This window comes from Streptomyces sp. ICC1 (assembly GCF_003287935.1).
GTDB classification, from domain to species: Bacteria; Actinomycetota; Actinomycetes; order Streptomycetales; family Streptomycetaceae; genus Streptomyces; species Streptomyces tritrimontium.
This window is the reverse complement of the sequence record NZ_CP030287.1, coordinates 3,414,972-3,440,722: the sequence shown is the minus strand read 5'-3', so window position 1 is coordinate 3,440,722 and position 25,751 is coordinate 3,414,972. Positions and strand designations below refer to the sequence as shown.

Annotated in this window: 22 protein-coding genes and 1 pseudogene; 4 read left to right on the top strand and 19 right to left on the bottom strand. The window is 70.7% G+C overall.

Annotated elements, in window-relative coordinates:
• Window positions 1-146: 146 nt before the first annotated feature.
• Window positions 147-572: a D-aminoacyl-tRNA deacylase gene (dtd, locus tag DRB96_RS16310; protein WP_112449125.1), complete on the top strand. Its 426-nt coding sequence runs from the start codon at window positions 147-149 to the stop codon at window positions 570-572.
• A gap of 24 nt (window positions 573-596) precedes the next feature.
• Here dtd and DRB96_RS16305 read toward each other — a convergent pair whose 3' ends face one another.
• The 12 genes from DRB96_RS16305 to DRB96_RS16250 form a co-directional block, all read right to left on the bottom strand.
• Window positions 597-1,565 carry a folate-binding protein YgfZ gene (locus DRB96_RS16305; protein ID WP_112449124.1) on the bottom strand — a complete coding sequence of 323 codons (969 nt, stop codon included), beginning with the start codon at window positions 1,563-1,565 and terminating at the stop codon, window positions 597-599.
• Window positions 1,566-1,598: 33 nt separating this feature from the next.
• A complete protein-coding gene (locus tag DRB96_RS16300) occupies window positions 1,599-2,048 on the bottom strand; it encodes a Fur family transcriptional regulator (RefSeq protein ID WP_112453469.1) in 450 nt (149 codons plus the stop codon).
• A gap of 180 nt (window positions 2,049-2,228) precedes the next feature.
• Window positions 2,229-2,801 carry an FABP family protein gene (locus DRB96_RS16295; RefSeq protein WP_112449123.1) on the bottom strand — a complete coding sequence of 191 codons (573 nt, stop codon included), beginning with the start codon at window positions 2,799-2,801 and terminating at the stop codon, window positions 2,229-2,231.
• A 286-nt stretch (window positions 2,802-3,087) separates the two neighbouring features.
• Window positions 3,088-4,206: a hypothetical protein gene (locus DRB96_RS16290; RefSeq protein WP_239516090.1), complete on the bottom strand. Its 1,119-nt coding sequence runs from the start codon at window positions 4,204-4,206 to the stop codon at window positions 3,088-3,090.
• Window positions 4,203-5,168 (bottom strand): hypothetical protein, encoded by a 966-nt coding sequence (locus DRB96_RS16285; RefSeq protein ID WP_239517733.1) that lies wholly within the window; start codon window positions 5,166-5,168, stop codon window positions 4,203-4,205. Before DRB96_RS16285 ends, DRB96_RS16290 begins: the two co-directional genes overlap by 4 nt.
• On the bottom strand, window positions 5,165-5,971 hold the full coding sequence (locus tag DRB96_RS16280; protein ID WP_239516088.1) for a hypothetical protein: 807 nt from the start codon (window positions 5,969-5,971) through the stop codon (window positions 5,165-5,167). Before DRB96_RS16280 ends, DRB96_RS16285 begins: the two co-directional genes overlap by 4 nt.
• 114 nt (window positions 5,972-6,085) lie before the next feature.
• The gene (locus DRB96_RS16275; protein ID WP_112449120.1) at window positions 6,086-6,349 is read right to left on the bottom strand and encodes a DUF3099 domain-containing protein; all 264 of its coding nucleotides are present in this window, start codon (window positions 6,347-6,349) and stop codon (window positions 6,086-6,088) included.
• A 90-nt stretch (window positions 6,350-6,439) separates the two neighbouring features.
• Window positions 6,440-6,730 (bottom strand): DUF1416 domain-containing protein, encoded by a 291-nt coding sequence (locus DRB96_RS16270; RefSeq protein ID WP_112449119.1) that lies wholly within the window; start codon window positions 6,728-6,730, stop codon window positions 6,440-6,442.
• A gap of 148 nt (window positions 6,731-6,878) precedes the next feature.
• A complete protein-coding gene (locus tag DRB96_RS16265; RefSeq protein ID WP_112449118.1) occupies window positions 6,879-7,724 on the bottom strand; it encodes a sulfurtransferase in 846 nt (281 codons plus the stop codon).
• A gap of 450 nt (window positions 7,725-8,174) precedes the next feature.
• Window positions 8,175-8,894 carry a DUF2993 domain-containing protein gene (locus DRB96_RS16260; protein WP_112449117.1) on the bottom strand — a complete coding sequence of 240 codons (720 nt, stop codon included), beginning with the start codon at window positions 8,892-8,894 and terminating at the stop codon, window positions 8,175-8,177.
• Window positions 8,895-9,012: 118 nt separating this feature from the next.
• Window positions 9,013-10,491: a hypothetical protein gene (locus tag DRB96_RS16255; protein ID WP_239516087.1), complete on the bottom strand. Its 1,479-nt coding sequence runs from the start codon at window positions 10,489-10,491 to the stop codon at window positions 9,013-9,015.
• Window positions 10,492-10,501: 10 nt separating this feature from the next.
• Complete coding sequence (locus DRB96_RS16250; RefSeq protein WP_112449116.1) at window positions 10,502-10,756, bottom strand: MoaD/ThiS family protein; 255 nt, start codon at window positions 10,754-10,756, stop codon at window positions 10,502-10,504.
• Window positions 10,757-11,224: 468 nt separating this feature from the next.
• Here DRB96_RS16250 and DRB96_RS16245 point away from each other — a divergent pair, with 468 nt between their 5' ends.
• Together DRB96_RS16245 and DRB96_RS16240 are read left to right on the top strand one after the other, a co-directional pair.
• Window positions 11,225-11,995, top strand: coding sequence for a response regulator transcription factor (locus DRB96_RS16245; protein WP_112449115.1), 771 nt, complete (start codon window positions 11,225-11,227; stop codon window positions 11,993-11,995).
• A 70-nt stretch (window positions 11,996-12,065) separates the two neighbouring features.
• Window positions 12,066-13,088 carry a LacI family DNA-binding transcriptional regulator gene (locus DRB96_RS16240; protein ID WP_112449114.1) on the top strand — a complete coding sequence of 341 codons (1,023 nt, stop codon included), beginning with the start codon at window positions 12,066-12,068 and terminating at the stop codon, window positions 13,086-13,088.
• Window positions 13,089-13,278: 190 nt separating this feature from the next.
• Here DRB96_RS16240 and DRB96_RS16235 read toward each other — a convergent pair.
• Window positions 13,279-13,617, bottom strand: a pseudogene (locus tag DRB96_RS16235) (citrate/2-methylcitrate synthase); the annotation flags it as partial.
• A gap of 69 nt (window positions 13,618-13,686) precedes the next feature.
• Here DRB96_RS16235 and DRB96_RS16230 point away from each other — a divergent pair.
• On the top strand, window positions 13,687-14,931 hold the full coding sequence (locus DRB96_RS16230; protein WP_112449113.1) for a citrate synthase: 1,245 nt from the start codon (window positions 13,687-13,689) through the stop codon (window positions 14,929-14,931).
• A 45-nt stretch (window positions 14,932-14,976) separates the two neighbouring features.
• Here the strand turns inward: DRB96_RS16230 and DRB96_RS16225 are convergent, their stop codons facing one another.
• The 6 genes from DRB96_RS16225 to DRB96_RS16200 all read right to left on the bottom strand — a co-directional run bounded on the left by DRB96_RS16225 (window position 14,977) and on the right by DRB96_RS16200 (window position 25,680).
• Window positions 14,977-16,584, bottom strand: a complete 1,608-nt coding sequence (locus tag DRB96_RS16225) for an alpha-amylase family glycosyl hydrolase (RefSeq protein ID WP_239516172.1) — start codon at window positions 16,582-16,584, stop codon at window positions 14,977-14,979.
• Window positions 16,585-16,652: 68 nt separating this feature from the next.
• Window positions 16,653-17,528: a carbohydrate ABC transporter permease gene (locus DRB96_RS16220; protein ID WP_112449112.1), complete on the bottom strand. Its 876-nt coding sequence runs from the start codon at window positions 17,526-17,528 to the stop codon at window positions 16,653-16,655.
• Between the two features lie 13 nt (window positions 17,529-17,541).
• A complete protein-coding gene (locus tag DRB96_RS16215) occupies window positions 17,542-18,450 on the bottom strand; it encodes a sugar ABC transporter permease (RefSeq protein WP_112449111.1) in 909 nt (302 codons plus the stop codon).
• A gap of 100 nt (window positions 18,451-18,550) precedes the next feature.
• The gene (locus DRB96_RS16210; protein WP_112449110.1) at window positions 18,551-19,951 is read right to left on the bottom strand and encodes an extracellular solute-binding protein; all 1,401 of its coding nucleotides are present in this window, start codon (window positions 19,949-19,951) and stop codon (window positions 18,551-18,553) included.
• A 224-nt stretch (window positions 19,952-20,175) separates the two neighbouring features.
• Window positions 20,176-21,195 (bottom strand): LacI family DNA-binding transcriptional regulator, encoded by a 1,020-nt coding sequence (locus DRB96_RS16205; RefSeq protein ID WP_112449109.1) that lies wholly within the window; start codon window positions 21,193-21,195, stop codon window positions 20,176-20,178.
• 195 nt (window positions 21,196-21,390) lie between these two features.
• Window positions 21,391-25,680, bottom strand: coding sequence for a discoidin domain-containing protein (locus DRB96_RS16200; RefSeq protein ID WP_162688600.1), 4,290 nt, complete (start codon window positions 25,678-25,680; stop codon window positions 21,391-21,393).
• Window positions 25,681-25,751 lie beyond the last annotated feature (71 nt).

Below are 25,751 nucleotides of genomic sequence, written 5' to 3'. Positions count from 1 at the left end.
GTGCATCGTGCCACTCTCCGTGGTGCCGGTGCAGTCCCAGTCCGCCCGATCGGCCCCGGACGGCCCAACTGATTCGTTCGTCAGCCGTTGCCGTCGACCGGATACCCCATAGGGGTGAAGGGGGGAGCGCCTGGTACACAGGTGGTATGCGAGCAGTGGTGCAGAGGGTGGACGGCGCGAGCGTCGTCGTGGCGGGCGAGACCGTCGGGGAGATCGTCGGCGAGGGGCTGTGCGTCCTGGTGGGGGTGACCCACGACGACACCCCGGAGAAGGCGGCGATCCTGGCGCGCAAGCTGTGGTCGGTGCGGATCCTGGAGGCGGAGAAGTCCTGCAGCGACGTGAACGCGCCGCTGCTGGTGGTCTCCCAGTTCACGCTCTACGGAGACGCCCGCAAGGGCCGGCGCCCCACGTGGAACGCGGCCGCGCCCGGCCCGGTCGCCGAACCGCTCGTGGACGAGGTCGTGGCACAACTGCGGGCGCTGGGCGCGACGGTGGAAACGGGCCGGTTCGGTGCGGACATGCGCGTCTCGCTGACCAACCACGGCCCGTTCACCATCGTCATCGACATCTGACCTGCTGACCTGCTGACCTGCTGGTCAGGGGGCCACGACGACCTCCTGCGCGGCGGCCGTCTTCCCGACCAGCAGCGGCGCGTCCACCGGAACGTTCCGCTTGACGAGCGCGAGCGCGATGGGGCCGAGCTCGTGGTGGCGGACCGAGGTGGTCACGAAGCCGAGCTGACGGCCCTCCTCCCCGTCCGCGGCGAGCCGTACGGGCGTGCCGTGGGCCGGGAGCAGCACATCGGAGCCGTCCAGGTGCAGGAAGACCAGCCGGCGCGGCGGCTTCCCCAGGTTGTGGACGCGGGCCACCGTCTCCTGGCCGCGGTAGCAGCCCTTCTGCAGGTGCACGGCGGTGCCGATCCAGCCCAGCTCGTGCGGGATGGTGCGGTGGTCGGTCTCCAGGCCGAGCCGCGGCCTGTGGGCCTCGACGCGCAGGGCCTCGTACGCGAGCAGGCCGGCGGCCGGGCCGTGGGTGCCGGCGAAGGCCTCCAGTTCGGCGCGGGGCAGGAAGACGTCGCGGCCGTGCGCGGTCTCCCGTACGGCGTGCTCCTTGGCGACCTCGGCGATGGATCCGGCCGGCAGGTGCACGACGGCGAAGTCCGCGGTGGCGTCGGCGGCTTCCACCCGGTAGAAGAACTTCATCGACTCCAGGTAGGCGAGCAGCGCCTCCTGGGTGCCGGGCTCGACGTGCATCCACGTCGTCTCGCCGTCGTCGACGAGGTAGAGCGCGTGCTCGATGTGCCCGTTCGCGGAGAGGATCAGCGCCTCGGTGGCCTGGCCGGCCGGAAGCTCGGTGACGTGCTGAGTGATCAGCAGGTGCAGCCAGCTCAGCCGGTCCGGGCCGGTGACGGTGACGACCCCGCGGTGGGAGAGGTCGACGAAGCCGCGGCCTTCGGCGAGGGTGCGCTGTTCTCCGTAGAGCTCTCCGTAGTGGGCGGCGACGCCTTCGTCGCGGCCTTCGGCCTGGACGGCGCCGGGGAGATGGAGCAAGGGGCTGCTGGTCATGCCACCCAGCCTACGACCCTGCGGGGGACGGACCTAGGGCCGGCCGTCCCGCTGCTCGGCCCGGTGCTTGGCGGCGCACTTCTTGCAGAGTCCGAAGATCGCGAAGTGCTTCATGTCGGTCTCGAAGCCGAAGGTGGTGCGGAGCTTGGCCGTGAACTCGGCGGCGACGTCCACGTCCGCCTCGATCACGTCGGCGCAGTCCCGGCAGACCAGGTGGATGTGGTGGTGCCGGTCGGCGAGGTGGTAGGTGGGGGCCCCGTGCCCGAGGTGGGCGTGCGAGACCAGCTTCAGCTCCTCCAGGAGCTCCAGCGTGCGGTAGACCGTGGAGATGTTGACCCCGGAGGCCGTCTTGCGCACCTCGACGAGGATCTCGTCCGGGGTCGCGTGCTCCAGGGCGTCGACGGCTTCCAGCACGAGCTGGCGCTGCGGCGTCAGGCGGTATCCGCGCTGGCGCAGGTCGCTCTTCCAGTCGCCGCTGTCGATCGTCCCGGCGCTGTCCGTGCTGTCGGTGGTGACCACCCGGCCAGTGTAGGCCTCGGCCCGGGCCGCCATGACTGGCCGAGCACCCCTGGGATGCGCGGGAGCCCCCTACGGCTGCTGCGGCAGGGGGCTCACGGGCCGGCTCGGCGGCTCGGCGACTCGGCGACTCGGCGGCTCGGCGGCTCAGCGGAAGAAGGCGATGCCGTCGTCCGGCATGTCCGGGAGGTTGCGCGCCATCTCGGCGACCTCCTCGGGCGTGACGACCTTCTTGAGCTGGGCCGACATGTACGGGCGCAGCTCGATGTCGGGGGTGGTCTTCTCGCCGACCCACATCAGGTCGCCCTTGACGTAGCCGTAGAGCCGCTTGCCGCCGCTGTGCGGACGGGAGGTGGCGGTACGGGCCACGGCATCGGTGACCAGATCGATCTGCGGCTTCTGGTCGGCGAGGTCGCCGTACCAGATCTCCACGACGCCCTGGTCGCGGACCATGACGATCTCGACCTTGCGCTGGCCGTCGATGCGCCAGAAGCCGGACTCGGACTCCAGCGGCCGCACGTTGTTGCCCTCGGCGTCGAGGACCCAGGAGTGCGAGTGGTACTCCAGGAAGTCCCGGCCGTCGTGGCTGAAGACGACTTCCTGGCCGAAGTTGCACTTCTCCTCACCGGGGAAGTCGAAGACGCCCGCGCCCTCCCAATTGCCCAGGAGGAAGGCGAGGGGGACGAGGCTCGGGTTCAGGTCGGACGGGATCTGGATCATGAATGGCTGCTCAGGCGATCTGTGGGAGGGGTTGCGGTGTCCGGGGCGGGCGGCGGCCGATCAGACGATCAGCGCTGGCCCTGGTACAGCTTCTTCACGGCCAGTCCGGTGAAGGCCATGACACCGACGACGACCAGGACCAGCAGGGAAGTGAAGACTGCCTCAAGCACGGGGTGCTCCTCGGAGTGTGAGTGGCGTTACGGGGCCGGTCCCCAAGCCTACTGGCCTGGGGACCGGCGCACTCTGTGAGGTGGGCCGTACGACGCGCCCCTCGTACTAGCCCGTACTAGCCGAGGAGCTGGTACTGGAGGATCACCGTCTGGTGGAACGGCACGGTCGCCACCTCACCCTTGCGGTTCTGCAGGATCACGGCCTGGACGTCACCGGCCTGGAGGCAGCCGAGCGCGGTCTGCTCGTCGCCCGTGGGCTTGGCCTCCTTGTAGAGGCTGACCTCGCTCGCGCTCCGGGAGCCGCTGGCGGCGCCGGTGTACGCGCCGTCGCTGCCCACCTCGATGCGCTGCGAGCTCTTGGCCTTGCGCCAGTCCTCGTCGGACTGGAGCCGCACGACGCCGTTCAGCTTGGCGGTGGAGCCGCAGCCGCCGAACTTGTCCACGAAGCCTGAAGCGTGGAAGCGCAGCAGGTAGACACGGGTGCGGGTGCCGTCCGGGGTGGTCCAGCCGCGGGCGGTGATCTGGCGCAGCCCCTCGTTGCCGAACTCCTCCTTCAGCTTCTCGCGGGCGGCGGCGTCGTACTCCTCCAGGAAGGTGTCGACGGTCACCACCCCGTCCTTCTCCAGCTTCAGCGCGGAGTCGGGGGTCGAGCCGGTGGGGGCCGGCAGGAGCAGCTCGGTGAGGCCCGCGTAGTGGATGCCGTCCGGGTTGTCCTTGGCGAACGGCAGGGCGGCGCCCGGCGGCAGCACCGGCTTGGCCAGCGCCGGGTAGGTCCAGCGGCCGTCGGCCTTGGTGGACAGGCCCGGGATGTCGGTGCGCTCCGGCTGGGTGACCTCGTACGCGACACCCGTGCCGACGGCGCCGAAGACGAGGACGGCGGCGGTCCAGCGCAGCGCGGCGAACAGCTTGCGGCGGTCCTTGGGCGCGGCCGGCACCTCCGGGGCCGCGAAGGGGTTGGCCGCGAGCGGGTCGGCGGCGAACGCGTCGGCCTGCGCCGCCGCGTCGGCGGGGGCGACGGGGGCGGCCGGGGCCGCCCACCCCTCGGTCGCGGGGCCGGCGCTCTCGACCGCGGGCGCCGCCGCCTGGGCGGGCACCACGGGCTCGGGAGCCTGCGCGGGGGCCGCGACGGCGGCGTCGGGGGCGGCGTCGGGGACCGCGTCCGTGGCCACGGCGGGCTGCGGCACGGCGTCCTCGGGGGACGCCGGCGCGGCTCCGGTGGTGTTCTGCTCGGTCACACGGACTCCCCGGGGGACTTCAGGTGGCTCATCTGGTTCTTGAAGAACGTGACGGCATCGGCGGTGGAGAAGGGCTTGGGCCCGTAGGCGCGGAAGGTGACCATCACGTCGCCCTCGACGGCCACGCAGTCGATGGAATCGATCTTTTCCTTGTCCTTCTCGCCGATCGCCTCCAAGGAGCACTTGGCGTCCGGGAACCCGTCCACCTTCGGCGCCTCGCGGCCGTCACCCGTGAAGTCGAGGAACTTCTTGCTGACCTCGGAGAACGCGCCCACGGCCTTCGGGTCGGCCTGCATGATGCGGACCTCGGCGTACCAGTTGCTCTTCTCGTTGACGTAGCTGCGCCCCGCCAGGCCCTTGAGCTTCAGCTCGGCCAGCGTCTTGTCGCGGTCCTTGCGCTCGGAGCTGGTCAGGCCGCTGCGGGTCTCCTTCATGCCCTCGACCGCCTTCTCGCCGGAGACGAAGAAGTTGTTGCCGTCCTCCTCCAGGTCCGGGCCGAGGACGAAACCGGACGGGAGCGGGAGCAGCTTGCCCGAGATGGCGTTCGTCGGCACGGAGCCGGGCGCTTCGCGCTTCGGGGGTTCCTCGCCGATGGGGATCCAGTAGGCGGTGGGCGCGTCCCGGTCGGCGTCCGCGATCGCGGAGGACGCCCATGCGCCGCCGCCCAGGAGCACCGCGGCGGCCACGCCGGCGGCGATCAGGACGATCGTCTTGCGGTTGACCTTGCGCGCGGGCCGGGCGGGCGCGGCGAGATGGGCCCCCCACGGGGCCGCCTCGGGGGCCGAGGCTGCCTCGGGGGCCGAGGCTGCCTCGGGGGCTGCCGGCGCCTCGGGGGCCGGGGCTACCTCGGGCGCCGGGGCTACCTCGGGCGCCGGGGCCGCCGCGGGGGCCGGGCCTGCCTCGGGCGACGGGGTCGGGGCCGCTGCCCCGTCCGGGGTCACGTCGTTCTGCGGCTCGGTCACAGTCGCTCCAGCTGTCGCTTGGCCAGGTCCACGACGTCGCCTTCGCTGATCTTGCCGCGGTTGTTCACGAATTGGATGTCGAGCACGATGTCGCCGCGGCGGGCGATGGCGCGCGCTCCGCGCATCGGGAGGTACCCCGGCTTCTCGTCGGCCTTGGAGTCCACCCAGACGTGCCCGAGGTCCGAGGGGGTGCCCGGGATGTCCACGCCGCCGTTGCCCGCGTACTCGACCTGGGGCATGTAGTCGGACTGGTTCGTCTGGTAGTCGTCCGCCCCGGAGCGGTCGTTGAACTGGATCAGCCGCACGTCGACGAAAGTGGTGTCGTCCACCGCCCAGCTCACCGAGGCGATCCGCCGGATGTCCTGCTCGGCGAGGTAGCCCAGCTGACGGTCCGGCTGCTTGAAGAAGGTCGCGAAGTACTCGATGGGCTCGTAGCCCGCACCCTCGGCCTTCGCCCCGCCCGGCGCCTCGACCAGCAGCTTCGCGAGGTCGTCGTCCGTCTTGTGCCAGCGGTTGGCGTTGATCGTCTTGTTCGTGGTGGCGTCGTCGGGCGCGAGCGCCTTCGGGGACACCAGGTCCGCCTGGGCCAGCGGCGCCAGCGGCGTCGGTTCGCGGTCGTACTGGACGGCGTAGCCGGCGACCGTGCCCGCCAGGACGCCGAGGACGGCCGCGCCGGCGATCAGGAGGACCGTACGGCGCCCGCGACGGCGTCGGGGGGTGGCCGCGACGAGGTCCAAAGTGCCCTGTTCCGGGGTGCTCTCCTCCTCTTTCCGCTGGTCGGGAAGGGTCTGTTCGTGTTCCAAGGGAAGTTCCCCCACAGGACTGGTGTCGCGGGTCGATTGACCGCGTACAGAGATGACACCTTGCTGCGGGATGATGTTGTACGCATGCTTATTACATTTTTATCTCGACTGGTTTCAGTCCTCGGGACGCCGCTTTCCATCCAGTTCGTCCCACCACTCGTCGGACTTCGCGTCCCCCGAGGGGTCGTCCCACCAGCGGTCGTCGGGCCCGCGCCGGTTCGCGACCATCGCGGCGACCGGCGGGATGACCATGGCGACCGCGCACAGCGCGACCGCGGCCTCGACCGACCACAGGCGCACGAAGGACCAGGCGGAGACGAAGAGGAACAGGCATCCGCCCATGAGCAGGAAGTAGGCGCGCCGGCGCCGGGCGTACATGCCTCCAGCGTAGGGCCGCCCGCCCCGGAACGGCACGAAGGGCCGCACCCCGGCCTCGGGGTACGGCCCTTCGTCACACCAGTGCGGTACTCAGACCGCGATCGCCACGTCCGTCACGCCGCCGGATTCGACGACGACCACGGCGCGGTCCGCCTGGGCTCCGGGCACGAGCGCCCGCAGCGTCCAGGAGCCCTCGGCCGCGTAGAAGCGGAACTGGCCGGTCGCCGAGGTCGGGACCTCCGCGGTGAACTCGCCGGTCGAGTCCAGCAGGCGGACGTAGCCGCTGATGGGCTCGCCGTCCTTGGTCACCTGACCCTGGATGGCGGTCTCACCGGGCTTCAGCGTCGCGAGGTCGGGCCCGCCGATCTGTGCTCCACACATGTTCTCTGTCCTGTCCTAGAGAGGTATGACTACGGGCGTCGCGTGCCCGGAATGCTCGGTGCCCGGAACGCTGGGTACCCGGAACGCTGGGTACCCGGAACGCTGGGTACCCGGAACGCTGGGTACCCGGAACGCTGGGTACCCGGAACTACTTGTTGGCGCCGAGCTCGATCGGCACGCCGACCAGCGAGCCGTACTCGGTCCACGAGCCGTCGTAGTTCTTGACGTTCTCCTGGCCCAGGAGCTCGTGCAGCACGAACCACGTGAGCGCGGAGCGCTCACCGATGCGGCAGTAGGCGATGGTGTCCTTCGCCAGGTCGACCTGCTCGGCCTGGTAGAGGGCCGTCAGCTCTTCGTCGGACTTGAAGGTGCCGTCGTCGTTGGCGTTCTTCGACCACGGGATGTTGCGGGCGCTCGGGATGTGGCCCGGACGCTGCGACTGCTCCTGCGGGAGGTGCGCCGGCGCGAGCAGCTTGCCCGAGAACTCGTCGGGCGAGCGGACGTCGACCAGGTTCTTCGTGCCGATCGCGGCGACCGCGTCGTCACGGAAGGCGCGGATCGAGGTGTCCTGGGCCTTGGCCTTGTACTCGGTGGCCGGGCGGCTGGGGACCTCGGTGCCGTCGACCAGGTCGCGGGAGTCGAGCTCCCACTTCTTGCGGCCGCCGTCGAGCAGGCGGACGTCCTGGTGGCCGTAGAGCTTGAAGTACCAGTAGGCGTAGGACGCGAACCAGTTGTTGTTGCCGCCGTAGAGGACGACGGTGTCGTCGTTGGAGATGCCCTTGGCGGAGAGGAGCTTCTCGAAGCCCTCCTGGTCCACGAAGTCGCGGCGGACCGGGTCCTGGAGGTCGCTCTTCCAGTCGATCCGGACGGCGTTGGTGATGTGGTTCTTGTCGTACGCGGACGTGTCCTCGTCCACCTCGACGATGACGACGTTGGCGTCGTTCAGGTGGGCCTCGACCCAGTCGGCGTCTACAAGGACGTCGCTGCGGCTCATGGTGTTCTCCTCCGGGGCAGTGTGCGGCGGGGTGGTGCTGGTGGTGCTGGGTGCGTGTGCTTCCGGGTGCTCCCCCAGCTACCGCCGGGAGGTGCCCCCGGACGGATCCTGTTGCGGGGAGGCGTCAGGAGGGCGGGAGCAGTAGTGGTCACACGGGAAAGCGGAAGGCTGTCGTCCGGCTATGGAGCGGGATGCGCTCACACGTCACATGGATCGACAGAGCATGGCGGCGACGCGACACAGGTCTACTGCCCGTCGCTTCGTGAGGTCCGCCTGCTGATGCTTCATAGCCATGGATCGTAGGGACGAATCGGCCGCCCTGTCACCGCCGTGTCATATACCGAGACAGGATCGTCCGCATAGTGGGATCAGATGGGGGTCGACGGCTCCGCCACGGCCTCCGGGGGCCCTCGTACGGCCCCTCCCATCTGCGGATCGGACCGACCCGTCTCACGATCCGGCCAACTTCAGATTCGCACCGCCCACGGTGAGGTGAATGCCCGCCTCGTCCGAGGTCAGCGCCGTCAGCCCGAGCCCCGACGGCAGACCGCCGTCGAGCCGCCGCTCGAAGTCGGTCTTCTTGCGCACCGCGGCCTCGATCCCGGGAAGGCCCTCGCCCGGCACCCGGTCGGCACGCACCCGGACGGTCTTCGCCCCCTTGCCGTCCCCGGAGTCGACGAGGGAGACCGTCGACACCACGCTGCGGCTGAGCGTCTTGCCGAGGAACTCCACGCTCGCGGTCACCTTCACCTTGCCCGGAGCCCCGCCGTAGGCGACGGTCACCCCCGGCTGCGCGGCCGCGCTCAGATCGGCGTACGTGACCGTGGCCGAGCCCTCGGCGCTCCGGGCGGTGCCGCCCGTGTAGTCGCCGTTCAGCTCCACTCCGCGGAAGGCGACCTCGAGCCGGGAGAGGTGCGTCTTGCGGCCCTCCTCGGTCGAGACGTCGAGGCCGTCCATCTTCAGGTCGACCCGGTCGAGGTCGCGGGAGAGCGCCTGGGTCAGGAAGGGGAACCCGTGGATGTCCACGTCCACCCCCACCGACGGGTCCTGGAAGGCCCGTATCCGGTCGGCCATCCGGTCCTCGGCATAGCCGACCGCCCAGCGGTCCAGGCCGACGAAGAGGCCGCCGAGGACCACCCCGATGATCACAACGACACGCAGGACACGCACGTGCCCACCCCCCAGACGATCGGTTTCAGCGACACAGTGGACCATGACCCGGCGTCAGGGCGCCGTGAACATGCCATCGGAGGGGTGGGGTTGCGGGGGGCCGGAGGGTGCGGGGGCCTCAGCCCACCACCCGGCCGATCAGGTAGACCGCCGGAGCCGCCGCGGCCAGCGGCAGCGCGACACCGGCCGTCATGTGGACGAACTTCGACGGGTAGTCGTACGCCGCCACCCGCAGCCCGATCAGCGCGCACACCCCGGCCGTCAGGCCGATCAGCGCACCGCCCGCGCCGACGGACGTCAGCCCGCCGACCGCGATGCCCGCGCCGGCCGCGGCGGCCAGCGAGACGCCGACCGAGGGCACGGTGGGCAGCGGCAGCGCACGGGCGAAGACGGCCACCGCCACGGCGGCCGCGCCCACGCTCACGGCGGCGGAGCCGGCCGCGAGGTAGCCGGCACACACGATGGCCAGCGCGGCCGAGGCCACCGAGGCCATCAGCCCGTACATCCGCTCGTCCGGATCGGCCTGGCTGCGCAGCTGGAGCACCAGCGTGAGCAGCACCCAGGCGCCGAGCGTGCCGATGATCGCACCGGGCCCGTACGCCTCGTCCACCGCGAGCACGGCCACGTCGGCGGCGACGGCCCCGGCGAAGGCCAGCGCGATGCCCTGGCGGGCCGGCCACATGCCGTTCAGCCGGAACCAGCCGGCCGCGGTGAGGCCCTGGAGCGCGATCAGGGGTGCGAGCAGCGCGAGCTTGCCGAGGGCCGCGGCCGCGGCGATGACCAGCCCGAGGGCGGCGGTCAGTATGGCCGCCTGCGGGCCCGGGTCGATGATCGGCGAGCGGCCTTCCGCGCGGGCCTGGGCGGGGTCGACCGCGCGCAGGGTGTTGCCGGCAAGGGTGGGCGGGGACCAGGCGGGCTCCTCCTCGGCCGTCCCCGGCTCCGGGGCGGGTGCCTGCGCGGGTGCCGGTCCCGGAGCCTGCGCCGGGTCGGCCGCGGCCGCCGCCGCGGCCTGCGGCGGGAGGTAGGCCGTCGGGTCCACCCACTCCTGCGCCTGGGGCTGCGCCTGGGCCTGGGCCTGCGGCTCCTCGCGGAACCAGTGGTCCGGCGCGGCCGTCTCCCTCACCTGCTGCGGCGGGTCCATCGGGCCGGGGTAGGAGCCGGGGTAGGAGGGCGCGTAGGCGGCCTCGCCCCAGGCCGGCCCGTCGGCCGGGCCCTGGGGCTGCGCCCGGCCCGCCTGCGGGTCCGCGGGGGCCTGCGGCTCCTCGCGGAACCAGTGGTCCGGCGCGGCCGCGTACGGGTCCGGGTACTGCGCGGGGACGCCGTCGAGCGGGCTCTGGACCGGCTGGTGGGAGGTGTCCCACGTCGAGGCCTGCCAGGTCTGGGTCCCGTACGGGTCCGGCTGCTCGAGCTGCTGCTGCGGGTACTGCTGCTGGCCTTGGTACTGGCCCTGCGGATCCTGGTACTGGCCCTGCGGGTCCGGATACCGGCCCTGCTGGTCCCCGTACTGCGCCTGCGGGTCCAGGTACTGCGCCTGCTGCTGCTCGTACAGCCGCTGTTGCCGCTGCTGCTCCTGCTGCTGTTCCTCGGGCGTGCTCATCGGACTCCGCTCACCCGCCCGCGAACGGCGGGAGCACCTCGACGGTGCCCCCCTCGGTCAGCTCGACGGAATCGTGCGGGCGCTTGCCCACCGGCTCTTCGTTCACGAGGAAGGAGCAGCGCAGCAGGACCCGGGTGAGTTCCCCGGGGTGGCGTTCCCGTACGGCGTCGAGCGCCTCGGCCAGTGTCCGCGCCGAGTACGGCTCCTCCGCCGTCTTGGCCGCGGCCTTGGCCGCCGCCCAGTAGCGGATGGTTCCGGTTGCCACTGCACGCTCCTCTCGTCGGCGCTCTGCCGTCGGCCTCCATCATGAACCCTCGCGCCGCCGATCCCGGCGTGCCTCCGCGCGCCCCGCGTGCGCCCGAGCGGCCCCCGGGGAGTCCGTCGATCCGGTGAAACCAGCGCACGAGCAGGTCGCGGGGGTGGTGCGAACCACAGAAGAGCCTCCGCTCCAGCCCTCGGCCCCGCGGGGGTGGGTGGGCTATTCTGCTGCCGAGAGGATCCGGGCAACGTAGCCCCCGGGTCCTTTTGTGCTTTCAGCACGTTGAACGAACCGAGAACAGTGGTGTCCACCCGGACCTCAGGGCGCGGGGAACGGCGGACACCGGGCAAGTCGTACGAAGCAGTGCCGCGAAAGTCCTCGACGGGACCGAGGAGGAACCGACGTGATGGACCAGCGAACCGTGTGTGCGCACAAGCACGCACCCCACCGCCCGAACCGGGCAGGTGGTCGGGCATGAGCTCCCTCCTGCTCCTGACCAATGCCCTGCAGCCGTCCACCGAGGTGCTGCCCGCACTCGGCCTGCTGCTCCACACCGTCCGGGTGGCTCCGGCCGAGGGCCCCGCCCTCGTCGACACCCCGGGCGCCGACGTGATCCTCGTCGACGGCCGCCGCGACCTGCCCCAGGTGCGGTCGCTGTGCCAGTTGCTCCGCTCCACCGGGCCCGGCTGCCCGCTGATCCTCGTCGTCACCGAGGGCGGCCTCGCGGCCGTCACCGCCGACTGGGGCATCGACGACGTCCTCCTCGACACCGCCGGACCGGCCGAGGTCGAGGCGCGGCTGCGCCTGGCCACCGGGCGCCAGCAGCTCGGCTCGGACGACTCCCCGATGGAGATCCGCAACGGGGACCTGTCGGTCGACGAGGCGACGTACTCGGCGAAGCTCAAGGGGCGGGTCCTGGACCTCACCTTCAAGGAGTTCGAGCTGCTCAAGTACCTCGCGCAGCACCCTGGCCGCGTCTTCACCCGCGCCCAGCTCCTCCAGGAGGTGTGGGGCTACGACTACTTCGGCGGCACCCGCACGGTCGACGTGCACGTACGGCGGCTGCGCGCGAAACTCGGCCCCGAGCACGAGTCGCTGATCGGTACCGTCCGCAACGTCGGCTACCGCTTCGTCACCCCGGAGAAGGTCGAGCGGGCGGCGGCGGAGGCCGCGGCCCAGGCGGCCACGAAGGCGGCGGCGGAGGCCGCGGCAGGGGCCGCGGCGGCGCTCACCCGAATGGACTAGACGGGCTGTGGGAATGACCTCCTCCGGACGCCCTGCCCAGAGGTAGGTCACCCCGCGTAGACTGCCGCGCGTGGCCAAGGTGACGCGGGATGATGTGGCACGACTTGCGGGTACTTCCACCGCCGTCGTGAGTTACGTCATCAACAACGGACCCAGGCCGGTTGCCCCGGCCACGCGCGAGCGTGTCCTCGCCGCGATCAAGGAACTGGGCTATCGCCCGGACCGGGTCGCGCAGGCGATGGCGTCCCGGCGCACCGACCTCATAGGCATGATCGTCCCCGATGCCCGCCAGCCGTTCTTCGCGGAGATGGCGCACGCGGTCGAACAGGCCGCCGCCGAGCGCGGAAAGATGGTGCTGGTCGGGAACTCCGACTACCGCGACGAGCGCGAGGTCCACTACCTGCGGGCCTTCCTCGGCATGCGGGTCTCCGGACTGATCCTGGTCAGCCAGGGCATGAGCGAGCGGGCCGCCACCGAGATCGAGGCGTGGGACGCCCGTGTCGTCCTCCTCCACGAGCGCCCGGAGGCCATCGACGACGTCGCGGTCGTCACGGACGACATCGGCGGCGCGCAGCTCGCCACCCGGCACCTGCTGGAGCACGGGCACCCGTACGTCGCCTGCCTGGGCGGCGTCGAGAACACCCCCGAGGTCGGCGACCCGGTGGCCGACCACGTCGAGGGCTGGCGGCGGGCGATGCTCGAATCCGGCCGCTCGGTGGAGGGCCGGCTCTTCCAGGCGCCGTACAACCGCTACGACGCGTACAAGGTCGCCCTGGAGGTGCTGGCCGGCCCGGACCGGCCGCCGGCGATCTTCTGCGCCACGGACGACCAGGCGATCGGCGTACTGCGGGCCGCGCGCGAGCTGCGCATCGACGTGCCCGGGGAACTGGCCGTGGCCGGCTTCGACGACGTGAAGGAGGCGGCGCTGACGGACCCGCCGCTCACCACGATCGCCTCGGACCGCCCGGCGATGGCCCGCGCGGCGGTGGACCTCGTCCTGGACGACTCCCTGCGGGTGGCCGGCTCCCGCCGCGAGCGCCTGAAGCAGTTCCCGTCGGCGCTGGTGATCCGCCGCTCCTGCGGCTGCCGCTGACACGTCCCCTTTCGACGCGATCTTCCAGACCGTCGGCGGTCAACGGGCCCAGTGCGGGCTTATATCGGGCATACGCGGTTCTGTCGGGCTTCTCAGCGGGGACTCAGACGGCTCTCATGATCCGCGGACACAGTCGTATCCATGACCGAGAACTTCCGCCGCGAAGGCGAGTACCTGTCTCTTAATACCATCTCAAGCCTCGGCCGGAGGCGGCGGTGGCGTTGGCCAGGGCGGGCAGGGCGTCCCGTACCTCGGCGGGGAGCCTGCGCAGCGGGGCGATCTCGGCGGCGAAGGCGGCGCGTTCGGCGACTCCGGCCGGCAGGGAGCCGTGGAACATCAGGTGCCACACGTCCTCGAAGGTGCGGCTCCCGGCGAGCTCGACGGCCGAGTACTGGCGGTAGTGATAGAAGCCCTCGCGGCCCCGGACGTCACCGAGCCGGGTCTCGGTGACCACGACTCCGGCGAGGCCGCGCGGGCTTTCGACGGCGGCGGATGCGGGCGATGCGGCGGGTGCGTCGATGGTGTCCATGGATCGACCATCGATGATGGAGTGAATCACTGTCAATATTGATTCAATCAATCTATGTAGGGTGACGTCATGAACGAGGAGTCCGGGGAGCGAAGGATCGGCACCCGCGAGGCGGCCCGGCTGCTGGGCGTGAAACCCGCGACCGTGTACGCGTACGTCAGCCGCGGCCAGCTCACCAGCCGTCGCGATCCGGTCGGGCGCGGCAGCAGCTTCGACGCCCGCGAAGTGGAGGCCCTGGCCCTGCGCAGCCGGCGCGAAGCGGCGGTGCCCTCCGGCAGCGCCGGGGAGCTCTCCGTGCGCACCGCGCTCACGCTCATCGAGCCCGACCGGTACTACTTCCGGGGCGTCGACGCTGTGGAGCTGGCCTCGCGCTACCGCTACGAGGAGGTCGCCGAGTGGCTGTGGACGGGGACCCTGCTGCGCGGGGCCCGGTTCACCGCTCCTCCGGAGGCCCTCGCCGCGGCCCGGCGGGCGGTCGCCTCGCTGCCGGAGCACAGCGGTCCGGTCGACCGGCTGCGCGTGGCCGTGGCGGCCGCGGCGGTCGCGGACCCGCTGCGTTTCGACCTGTCCGAGGCATCCGTACTGGGCTCCGCGCGCTCCCTGATCCCCACCCTGGTCGGCGCCCTGCCCGAGGTGGGCCCGGCCCAGTGGGCCGGGGACGGCCGGCTCGCCCGGCAGCTGTGGCCCCGGCTCTCGGCCCTGGAACCGGATCCGGATGCGCTGGCCGTGCTGGACCTGGCGCTGGCCCTGCTCACGGACCACGATCTGGCCGCCTCCACGCTGGCCGTGCGGGTGGCCGCGTCGGCGCGCGCGCATCCGTACGCGGCGGTCTCGGCCGGGCTCGGCGCGCTCGAAGGCCCCCTGCACGGATCGGCCGGGCGGCTCGCGCACCGGATGCTGGTCGAAGTCCTCGAACGCGGCGGCGCGGCGCCGGTGGTGGCCGAGTACCTGCGGGCCGGTCGCCGGGTGCCCGGGCTCGGGCACCGGCTGTACCAGGGCGAGGACCCCCGGGCGACGGCCTTGTTCGCCCGGCTGGAGGGGCTGCCGCAGGCCGGTCCGGCGCTCGGCGCGGCCCGCGGGGTGGCCGCCGTGACGGCCCGGCACGGCGGCGGGCTCCACCCCAATGTGGACCTCGCGCTGGCGGTGCTGACGGTGTCCTGCGCGATGGCGGCGGAGGCCGGGGAGACCGTGTTCGCGGTGGCCCGCACGGCCGGCTGGATCGCGCACGCCATGGAGGAGTACCAGGAGCGCCCGCTGCGGATGCGGCCGAGCGGGCAGTACCAAGGCCCCCGCCCGCCACAGCCGATGCCGTGACGGGCGGGGGTGTCCGGAGGGGGTTCCGGCGGTCTGGCCGCGGCGTCAGGTCCGCAGCCAGACCGCCGTGTCCTGCGGAAGCAGCCCGCCGCCGTCCAGGGCGGAACTGCTCAGCAGGAGGCTCGTGTGGGCCGGCAGCGGGACCGGCTCGGACGACAGGTTGGCCAGGCAGACCAGCCCGTCAGGGCGGGTGAAGGCCAGCACCCCGGGCGGCGCCTGCAGCCACTCCAGCGATCCGCCGCCGAAGCCGGAGGCGGCGCGGCGCAGCCCGAGGGCCGTCCGGTAGAGGGTGAGCATCGAGTCCGGGTCGCCGGCCTGCCGGTCCGCGGCGTACGCCGGCCAGTCCGCGGGCTGGGGCAGCCACGGGTCGTTCCACGGCTCCGCGCTCCAGGGCAGCGGGACCCGGCAGCCGTCCCGGCCGGGGTCGGTGCCGCCGGAGCGGAAGTGCATGGGGTCCTGGATGCGGCCGCGCGGTACGTCGGCTTCCGGCAGCCCCAACTCCTCGCCCTGGTAGACGTACACGGCTCCGGGCAGGGCGAGGGTCAGCAGGGCCGCGGCGCGGGCCCGCCGGGTGCCGAGCGCCGGGTCGGTCGGCGTCCCGAAGGCCTTGGCGGCGAAGTCGAAACCGGTGTCGGCGCGCCCGTAACGGGTGACCGTACGGGTCACGTCGTGGTTGCACAGCACCCAGGTGGCCGGGGCGCCGACGGGCGCGTGCTCGGCGAGGGTCTCCTCGATGGAGGTGCGCAGCCGGTCCGCGTCCCAGGGGCAGCTGAGGAAGGAGAAGTTGAAGGCGGTGTGCAGCTCGTCGGGGCGCAGGTAGCGGGCGAAGCGCTCGGAGTCCGGCAGCCAGACCTCGCCGACGAAGATGGCCCCGTACTCGTCTGCGATGGCGCGCCAGGAGCGGTAGACGGTGTGCAGGTCGTCCCGGTCGATGTAGGGGTGGACCTCGCCGGGCCAGGGTTCGGGCGAGCGGCCGGCCAGGTCGGGCAGGGCGGGGTCCTTGGCGAGCAGGGCCGCGGAGTCGATCCGTACGCCGGACACGCCGCGCTCGAACCAGAACCGCAGGACTTCCTCGTGCTCCCGGCGTACGGCGGGGTGGTCCCAGTTGAGGTCGGGCTGCTGCGGCGTGAACAGGTGCAGGTACCACTCCCCGTCCGGTACCTGCGTCCAAGTGGCGGCGCCGTTGAACTGCGAGGGCCAGTCGCCGGGCGGCAGTTCTCCGTGCTCGCCGCGGCCGGGCCGGAAGTGGAAGAGCTCGCGCTCCGGGCTGCCGGGGCCGGCGGCGAGGGCGGCCTTGAACCAGGCGTGCTGGTCGGACACGTGGTTCGGGACGATGTCGACAATGGTGCGGATGCCCAGCTCGCGGGCCTCGGCGATGAGCTTCTCCGCTTCGGCCAGGGTGCCGAAGGCGGGGTCGATGGCGCGGTAGTCGGCGACGTCGTAGCCGCCGTCGGCGAGCGGGGAGAGGTACCAGGGGGTGAACCAGAGGGCGTCCACGCCGAGTTCGGAAAGATAGGGGAGCCGGGCCCGGACGCCCGCGAGGTCACCGGTGCCGTCCCCGTCGCCGTCGGCGAAGCTCCGTACGTACACCTGGTAGATGGCGGCCGAGCGCCACCAGTCGGCGGCGTTTTCGGGCAGGGGAAAGTCAGCCACGGAGGGGTCCTTTCACGGCGTTCTTTTCGCAGGGGGCGGCCGGGCAGGGCGGCGGTTCGGGGTGGTGGTCACCCCTTGAGGGAGCCTGCCGTCAGGCCGCTCATGATGTTGCGCTGGAAGATCAGGAAGATGATGAGCGTGGGCGCCGAGGCCATCGCGAGCGCGGCGACGAGATGGTTCTCGGGTACCCCCCTGGCCAGTGAGTAGATGCCGACGTTGAGCGTCTGCAGGGCCGGGTCGGGGAGGGTCAGCATGGGCCAGAGGAAGTCTTTCCAGACCCCTACGATGGCGAAGATCGACACGACGCCGAGGACGGGCCGGGACATCGGCAGGACCACGGAGCGCAGGGTGCGCAGGGCGGAGGCCCCGTCTATGGCGGCGGCATCGAGGATCTCGCCGGGGATGGAGTCGAAGAATCGTTTCAACAGGAAGATGTTGAAGGCGTTCGTGACCGAGGGCAGCCAGATCACCCAGGGCGTGTTGAGCAGGTTCCGCTCGATGATCGGCATGTCCAGGACCGTGAGGTACTGCGGTACGACCAGGACGGTGGCCGGGATCATCAAGGTCGCCAGCATCATCCCGAGCACGACCTTGCCGAAGACGGGCCGGAGCTTGGACAGCGAGTACGCGGCGGCGACGTCGAGGACGAGTTGGAAGGCCAGGGCCCCGAAGGCGTAGTAGAGGGTGTTGAACAGCAGCTTGGCGAGGTCCATGACCCGCCAGGCCGCCGAGTAGTTCTCGGGGTGCAGGGAGTCCGGCACCAGGGTCGGCGGGACCTGGGTGAACTCCTGGGTGCTCTTGAGGCCGTTGACGACCATCCAGTAGAGGGGCCCGAGGAAGACGACCGTGAAGCCGATGAGCACCACGGCGAGGGCGGTCCAGTAGAGGACCTTGCCCCGGGTGCGGCCGAGTTGGGCCGGTGATATCAGCGTGCGCTCTGCCATGTGAGTGCTCCCGTCAGTTCTCGTTGTCGCGGCTCAGCCGGACGTACACGGCGGAGAAGCCGGCGAGCAGGACGAGCAGGCACAGGCCCAGGGCCGCGGCGCCGCCGTACTGGTTGAAGCTGAAGGCGTACTGATAGATGAGGACGACGACGGTGGTGGTCGATCCCTCGGGGCCGGCGCCGCCGGTCAGCATGAAGGGTTCGACGAACACCTGCATCGTGGCGATGATCTGCATGAGCAGCATCAGCGAGAGGATGAGCTTGGTCTGCGGGATCGTGACGTGCCAGATCTTGCGCAGCACCCCGGCCCCGTCGAGCTCGGCCGCCTCGTAGAGCTCGCCGGGGACTCCCTGGAGGGCGGCCAGGTAGATCAGGGTCGCGCCGCCCATGTTCATCCACGTGGAAGCGATGACGACGGAGAGCATCGCGGTATCGGTGGATTGCAGCCAGTCTTGCGCCGGCAGGTGCAGGAATTCCAGGATCTTGTTGAAGATGCCGTAGCCGGGATCGTAGAAGTACTTGAAGAGCAGGATCGAGGCCACCGGCGGCATCATCACCGGCAGGTAGACCAGCAGCCGCAAGTATCCCTGCGCGTGCCGGAATTCGTTGAGCACGACCGAGACGACGAACGGGACGACGAAGCCGAGGATCAGCGCGAGCCCGGTGAAGAGCAGGGTGTTGCGCCAGGCCTGCCAGAAGGCCGGGTCGTTGAAGACGTAGCGGAAATTGTCCCAGCCGACCCAGCGGACGGTGCCGCCCTCGGTCTTCTGGAAGGCCAGCAGGAACTCCCGGACCATCGGGTACCAGGAGAAGAAGGAGAAGCAGAGGACGGCGCCGATCAGAAAGCCGTGGGCCGAGAGGTTCCGCTTGAACGCCCGGGCGAATTCCTCGCGGGAGTTACCGGACAGGGTGGGAGCCGACATCGCCGCTCGCTCCTTGGTGGGTCGTCGCCATCGATATGCGGGGGTGCGGGGGCGGGTCCGGGCCGGGGAGGCCGCGCCCGGACCTCCCCGGCCGGTCCGGCTACTGGTTGGCCAGCACCTGGTTGACGGCCTTCTCGGCCTCCGCGAGGAGCTGCGCCGAGTCGGCGTCCTTGTTCGTCAGGACGCCCGACATCACCTTGTCGAGGACCTTGTAGACCTCCTGGGCCTTCACCGGCTCGGCCTTGCCGGGCACCGGGTTGTCCAGGAACGGCTTGAAGTTGACGACGGGCATGGTGGCGTTGGCGGCCTTGAGCTCGTCGTCCTTGGCCTTGCTGGCGCCGGTGAAGAAGGCGGGCTGCGGAAGTCCGACCGGCAGGCCGTCGGTCTTGTTGCGGTCGTACTGGAACTGGCCCTTGCCGACCGAGAGCGTCTTGAAGTTCAGCCAGGCGATGGCGGCCTTGACCTTGTCGGGCGAGCTGCCCTTCTTGATCATGTAGCCGTTGCCGCCGGCGAGCGTCGCGGCGCCGCCGGGAATGGGGCCCATGCCGAAGTTCTCGTACTTGGCGGAGAGCTGCTGGACCATGTAGCTGATGTCGTCGGGCGCGGCGAGGAACATGCCGAGCTTGTCCGAGGCCATCTGCTTCTGCAGGTCGCCCCACTTGAGCAGCTGGGTCTTGCCCATGCTGTCGTCCTCCCAGCGCATGGCGCGGAGGTTGTCGACGACCTGCTTGCCGGTCGGGTTGTTGAAGGCCGCCTTGCCGTCGGCGCCGACGATGTCGCCGCCCATGCCGTACATCGCGGCGGTGAAGTGCCAGCCGCCGGTGTTCTCGACGCTGTACTCGCCGTAGCCGGAGGTGCCGTTGCCGAGTGCCGCGATCTTCTTGGCGGCCGCGCGGACCTCGTCCCAGGTGCGGGGCGGCTGGTCGGGGTTGAGCCCCGCCTGCTGGAAGAGCTTGCGGTTGATCAGCAGGCCCATCGTGTAGTTGCTGGTGGGCAGGGCGTAGAGCTTGCCGTCCGCCTTCAGGGTGTTGACGACGTTCTTGTCGACGTCGTCGAAGGCGGGGACCGACTTGGGCGTGACGTACGCCGAGATGTCCTCGGCCCCGTCGTTGTCCAGGACCTGCTTGAGGTCGGTGAAGTAGGCGTAGAACACGTCGGGCTGCGACTTGGCCTTGAGCATCGCCGTGAAGCGCGGGGGCTCCAGACACTGGCCGGGGGTGGAGCGGCCTTCGATCGTGACGTTCGGGTAGAGCTTGTTGAACGCCGCCACGTCCTCCTTCCACTGCTTGAGCTCGGGCGCCTTCGCCGCGGGCGGCATGCAGTCGATGGAGATGGTGACCTTGGTCTTCGGGTCGAGCGGCGCGGCGGCGTCCGCGGAACCGCCGGTCGGCTGGTTCTTCTCCTCGTCGCCACCGCTACTCGTACCGCAGGCCGCGAGGGCCGTGACGGCGAGCGCCGAGACGAGGGCGGCCGCGGTGGTGCGGCGGATGTTGGTTCTCATCGGTGGTCCCCTTCGAGCATCAAGCAGGAGGCGTGGGGCGAGTGTGGGGGCGAGCGCGGCACACTCAACCACCACCGACAGATGAACGCAATATCTCGCGCAGATTTCGCAAGACCTTGGCAGTTGCGCGACGGACAGGTCGGACAGAGAACGCAAAACAGGGCCCCGAAACGTCAGCAGACGTTGCGGGGCCCTGAGTTCGAGGGGCGGAGCGGAGCGGGGTGTTACGCGGGCCGGGGGCGCGGGACCTGCGCCGTGGAGCCGCGCACCACGAGCTCCGGCTCGAAGAGCAGCTCGCCGGGCTGCACGGCGTGCCCCTGGATCTGCGCGGTGAGCAGCTCCACGGCGGCCCTGCCCATGGCTTCGATGGGCTGCCTGACGGTGGTCAGCGGGGGTTCGGTGCAGTTCATGAAGGCCGAGTCGTCGTAGCCGACGACGGAGACCTCTCCCGGCACGTTCAGACCCCGGCGGCGGGCGGCCCTGATGGCCCCCAGGGCCAGCGGGTCGCTCGCGCAGATGATGCCCGTCACCCCCCGGTCCAGCAGCCTGGAGGTGGCCGCGTGGCCGCCCTCCAGGGAGAACAGCGCCCGTTCCACGTGCTCGGCGGGCAGCTCGGAGCCGGCCGCCGCGGCCACCGTCTGGGCGGCCACCAGCTTGCGCAGCGAGGGGATATGGTCGGGCGGACCCAGCACCAGGCCGATGCGTTCGTGCCCGAGCGAGGCCAAGTGGCGCCAGGCCTGCTCGACCGCGACGGCGTCGTCGCAGGACACGCACGGGAAGCCGAGGTCCTCTATCGAGGCGTTGATGAGCACCACCGGGACCTTGCGGTCGTGGAGCAGCCGGTAGTGCTCGTGCGGGGCGTCGGCCTGGGCGAACAGTCCGCCCGCGAAGACGACGCCGGACACCTGCTGTTGGAGCAGGAGCTCGACGTAGTCGGCCTCGGACACCCCGCCGGTGGTCTGCGTGCAGAGCACCGGGGTCAGCCCCTGCTGGGCGAGCGCCCCGCCGATGACCTCGGCGAAGGCCGGGAAGATGGGGTTCTGCAGTTCCGGGAGTACCAGGCCGACCAGCCGGGCGCGCTCGCCGCGCAGCTGGGTGGGGCGCTCGTAGCCGAGGACGTCGAGGGCCGTGAGCACGGACTGGCGGGTCGTCTCCGAGACGCCCGGCTTGCCGTTGAGCACCCGGCTGACCGTTGCCTCGCTGACCCCCACCTTCTTCGCTACTTGAGCAAGTCGTCGCGTCATGAGCGCAAGAGTAGCGCAAACAATGCAAGTTCCTTGCAGTTCGATTACGGCCAGTTTGGCCCATCGGAATCCGGTACGGAACCCCCTGCGCCCGGGTGGCTGCGCGATCACGCCGAGCAGCGGCGGGGCACCCCGAGGGGGTGCCCCGCCGCTCTCTTGGTCGGGCTCCGGGTCAGACCCTTGACGGGCCGCCCGCTACGGCAGTTGGTTGATCTTGAACGTCGAGGTCGTGTTGCGCACGTCCACGGCGTTGTCGCCCATCCTCAGGTTCTGGATGGTGACCTCACCCACGGCCGGCCCCTGTCCCGCCTCGGGCATCTCGTTGGCCCAGAGGCCGAACCCGGACTTGGCGTCGAAGGCGTCGCCGCTCTTCTTGGCCCCGGTGATGGTGATGTCCTTCAGAATGGTGTCCTTGATGGGATTGACGGGCTGCCCTCCGATGTACTGCGTCTGGAACATGATTCCGCTGTACGTCGGATCGATGATGTCGACGTTGTTGATCCGGATTCCCTGGAACACCTTGGAAGCCGAGAAGATCCAGATTCCGGGGAAGGTCTGGGCTCCCCAGAAGTGGCCGCCGGACCGGACGATCGAGATGTTCTCGAAGGTCGTCGGGTCGGTCCCGAACCCGTTCATCGGGTACCCGAAGTCCAGCGAGCTGATCGTGATGCCCGAGTAGACGAGGATGTCGGCGATGTAGATGTTGCGGAAGGTGTTGTTGAAGCCGCCGTAGACGGCCACACCGGCCGCGCGCCAGGTCAGGATCGCGCTCAGGTTCTCGTAGACGTTGTTCTTCATGTCCGCGCCGCCCGCGTCGATGGCGGAGAACAGCGCGAAGCTGTCGTCACCCGTGGAGCGCGCCTCGATGTTGGTCACGAGGTTGTCCGTGCTGCCGTTGGTCATGTTGATGCCGTCGGCGAAGGTGTCGCGGATCCGCGAGTTCTTGATCGTGATCCGGTCGGTGTTGGCGCCCCAGTAGAGGCACACCTGGTGTTCGTTCCAGATGTTGTCGATGGTCATGTCGGTCACGTTGGAGAAGTCGAAGACCTTGCCGGGACCGTCGATGCGCGAGGTGTAGTTGCCGAAGTAGGCGAAGCCCGAGAAGGACGAGCCCTTCGCGGTGCCCTCCGCGCGCCAGCCGTTGTCGGTGTTGTCCTGCGTTGCCGGGGCGTGGAAGCGGGTGAACCACGGTCCGGCGCCGACGACCTGCACGGCCTTGCCGTACACCTGGAACTTGCTCGCCGTCTGGTAGTCGCCCGGCGGCAGGTAGACGCCGACGAGCTTGCCCGTGGTGTCCATGCGGACCTTGTCCAGGGCGTTCTGCACGTCCTGGTGGGTGAAGCCGGCGGGCACGGTGTAGGTCGCCGGGTCGGGGTTGGGGATGACCGTGGCCTGCTCCAGGCTCACGAAGTCGATCGCGTAGGTGGAGGTGTTGGCCGCGTCCTTCTGGAGGCGGATCTTGCTGCCCTGCGGGACGGTCTCGCCGAGGAGGATGTTGGCCTCGTCGTAGATGTGCCGCGGCGCGCCCGCGCTCGGCGCGTTGCCGGGACCGGCCTCAGCGCCGTAGAGCCAGGCGTACTTGGAGGTCAGCGGCAGGGCCTTCTTGAGGACGCCGTTGACATAGACGTTGATGGTGGAGTCGATGCCGCCGCCGCCCGGGGCGTCCGGGATGGAGAAGCGGGTGACCAGGGTGTTGGTGGCGGCGCGGGTGGTGAACTCGACGTACTCGCCGGTCGCGTCGAGGTTCACGGCCTTGCGGCCCGAGGCCTCGCCGGCGATGTCGCCGACGGTGCGGTTGGGGCCGACGACGTTGGCCCCGCCGCCGACCACGCCGTCCTCCGCCTCGTACGTGTCGAAGGGCATGTTCGCCCCGCGGCCGACGAAGAAGGGCTTGGTGGAGGTGTTGTTGCCGCGCTTGACCGGCAGTTCGTTGGCGTCGTCGGCGAGGACCACCTTGACGGTGTACTTGCCGTTGGCGGCCGTCCAGTTGCCGAGCGGGATGGGGGCCGTGGTGGCTCCGGCCGCGAGCGCGCCGCTGAAGGAGCCGGCCAGCGTGCGGACGGTGGCGCCGCCCGCGTCCTGCAGGGTGAGGGTGACGTGGTGCGTGCCCGCGGCGGCGGCCACGGTGCCCTGGTTCTTGACGGTGACGGAGAAGTCGACCGTCTGGCCCGCGGACGGGGCGCTCGGCGACCAGGTGACGGCCGAGGCCACCAGGTCCGAGCTGTCGACCGGCCGGATGACGAGCGGCGGGCCGGTGAGGCTGTTGTTCGTCTCGTTCTGCTCGACCACCGCGTTCGCCTCGTCGACGACCGCGCTCAGCGGGTACGTGCCCGCGTCGCGCGGGCCGATGCCGGCCGTGACGGTCGCCGTGGCGCCCGCGGCCAGGGCCGGCACGCCGGCGGTGGCGACCTTGGAGCCGCCGAGCTGGAAGGAGACGGCGGTCGCGGCCGCCGGGGCCGGGCCGGTGTTCTTGACGGTGGCGGACAGCGTGACGGAGTCCGATTCGACGGGGGCCGCCGGGCTCGCGCCGAGGGCCGTGACCTGGAGGTCCGGGTTGGGCGCCGGGACGCCGATGACCTGGAACTCGGCGATCTGGCCGTTGGAGGAGCCGGTGTTGGACGTGAAGCGCAGCTGCACGTCCGCGACGCGGGCGTTCAGCGGGATGGTGACGGTGTTCGAGCCGGCGGCCGGGTTGAACACGTAGTCCTTGGCGGCGACCAGACTGGTGACGCCAGGGGCGCCCTGCTCGCGGCCGAGGACCTGGATGTTCTGGGTGCGGGTGCCCCAGCTGCTGTCCGGGTTCAGCTTGAGGACCAGGCGGTCCACGTCGGCGTTGGAGCCGAGCGCGACCGTCAGGGTGCTCGGGTAGGCGCCGCCGGCGCCCTCCCAGTAGGTGCTGGTGCTGTTGTCGTTGGCGTTCTCCGCGACGAAGGTGTGGATCACGGAGGAACCGCTGATGGGCCTGCCGACGGCCAGGTTGGAGCCGCCGCCTCCGCTGCCGTTGCGGGTGACGGAGTTGCTGTCCCCGGACCGGTTGCCCGCTGCGTCCTTGGCCCGGACGAAGTAGCTCACGGTGGCGGTGGCCGGCTGGGTGTCGGTGTGGGTGGTGGCGTTGCCCGCGACCGTGGCGACCGGCACGTTGTTGGCGAACACCTCGTAGCCGGTGACGCCGACGTTGTCGGTGGAGGCCTGCCAGGTGAGCTTGATCTGGCCGGACGCCGGCTCGGTGAAGGCCAGGGAGCCCGGCACCGTCGGGGCCTGGGTGTCACCGGTCTCGCCGGCGCGGGTGACGCTGTTGCTGTTCGCCGACTGGTTGCCGGCCGCGTCCTTGGCCCGGACGTGGTACGTCACGCTCGCGGAGGCCGGCTGGGTGTCGGTGTAGGTGGTGGCGTTGCCGGCGACGCTGGTGCGCAGCTGGTTGTTGGCGTAGACGTCGTAGCCGGTGACGCCGGTGTTGTCGGTGGAGGCGTTCCAGGTGAGCTTGATCTGCCCGGTGGCGGGCTCGCTGTAGGCGAGTGCGGTCGGGGCGGTCGGGGCCTGGGTGTCCCCGGTCGTCGGTCCGTAGATCTCCAGCTCGGACAGCTGCCCGCCGGGCTGGACGGAGTTGAGCGATATCCACACGCGCACGTGGCGGGTGGTGGTGGCGTCGAAGGCGATCGTCACCGCGTTCGCGCCGGCGGCGTTGAAGTCGTAGGCCTTGGAGGCGGTCAGGTCCGTGTAGTCCGTGCCGTTGGCACTGCCCTGGATCTTGAGGGTCTGGGTGCGGGCGCCCCAGTTCTCGGGCAGCTTGAGGACCACCTTGTCCACGCGGACGGAGGAGCCGAGGTCGGCCTGGAGCCACTGGGGCATGGCGTTGTTGACGCTCTCCCAGTAGCTGGCCGTGTTTCCGTCGTTGGCGTTGCCCGCGACGTAGGACTGGGTGCTGGTGCTGGCGGTCAGCGTCTTGCCGAGCGCCAGGTTGGTCCCGGACTCGCCGGGGGCGCGGACCTCCAGCTCGGAGAGCTGGGCGGCCTGCCAGCCGGTGTTGGCGGTGATGTCGATCCGCACGTACCGGGTCTGGGTGGCGGGGAAGCCGATGGCGACGGTGTTCCCCCCGCCCTGGCCGAAGGTGTACGTCGCCGAGCTCACCAGGGTGCTGTAGCTGGTGCCGTCGGCGCTGCCCTGGACGGACAGGGTCTGGTTGCGGCTCTCCCAGCCCGCGGGGAGCTTGAGCACGACCTGGTCGATCCGGGTGGTGGCCCCGAGGTCGGTCTGCACCCATTGCGGGAAGGTCGAGCCGGCGCTCTCCCAGTACGAGGACTGGTTCCCGTCGGTGACGTTGGCGGCCGTGTAGCCGCCGTTCGTACTGCTCGCGCCGGCGGGGCGGCCCGCCGAGATGCTCGGTCCGCCGGCGGCCACGGCGGTGAGAGCGGGCCAGCCCAGCATCAGCAGGGCCGTGCTGATCAAGGCGGCCAGGGCCCGCCATCTCCAGTTGTGCCTTCTCATATGTCCTCGTCCCTCGACATGAGCTTTCTGAACCATGGGAGATAGGAATTTGCGGTCTGCCGTGCGAGAGT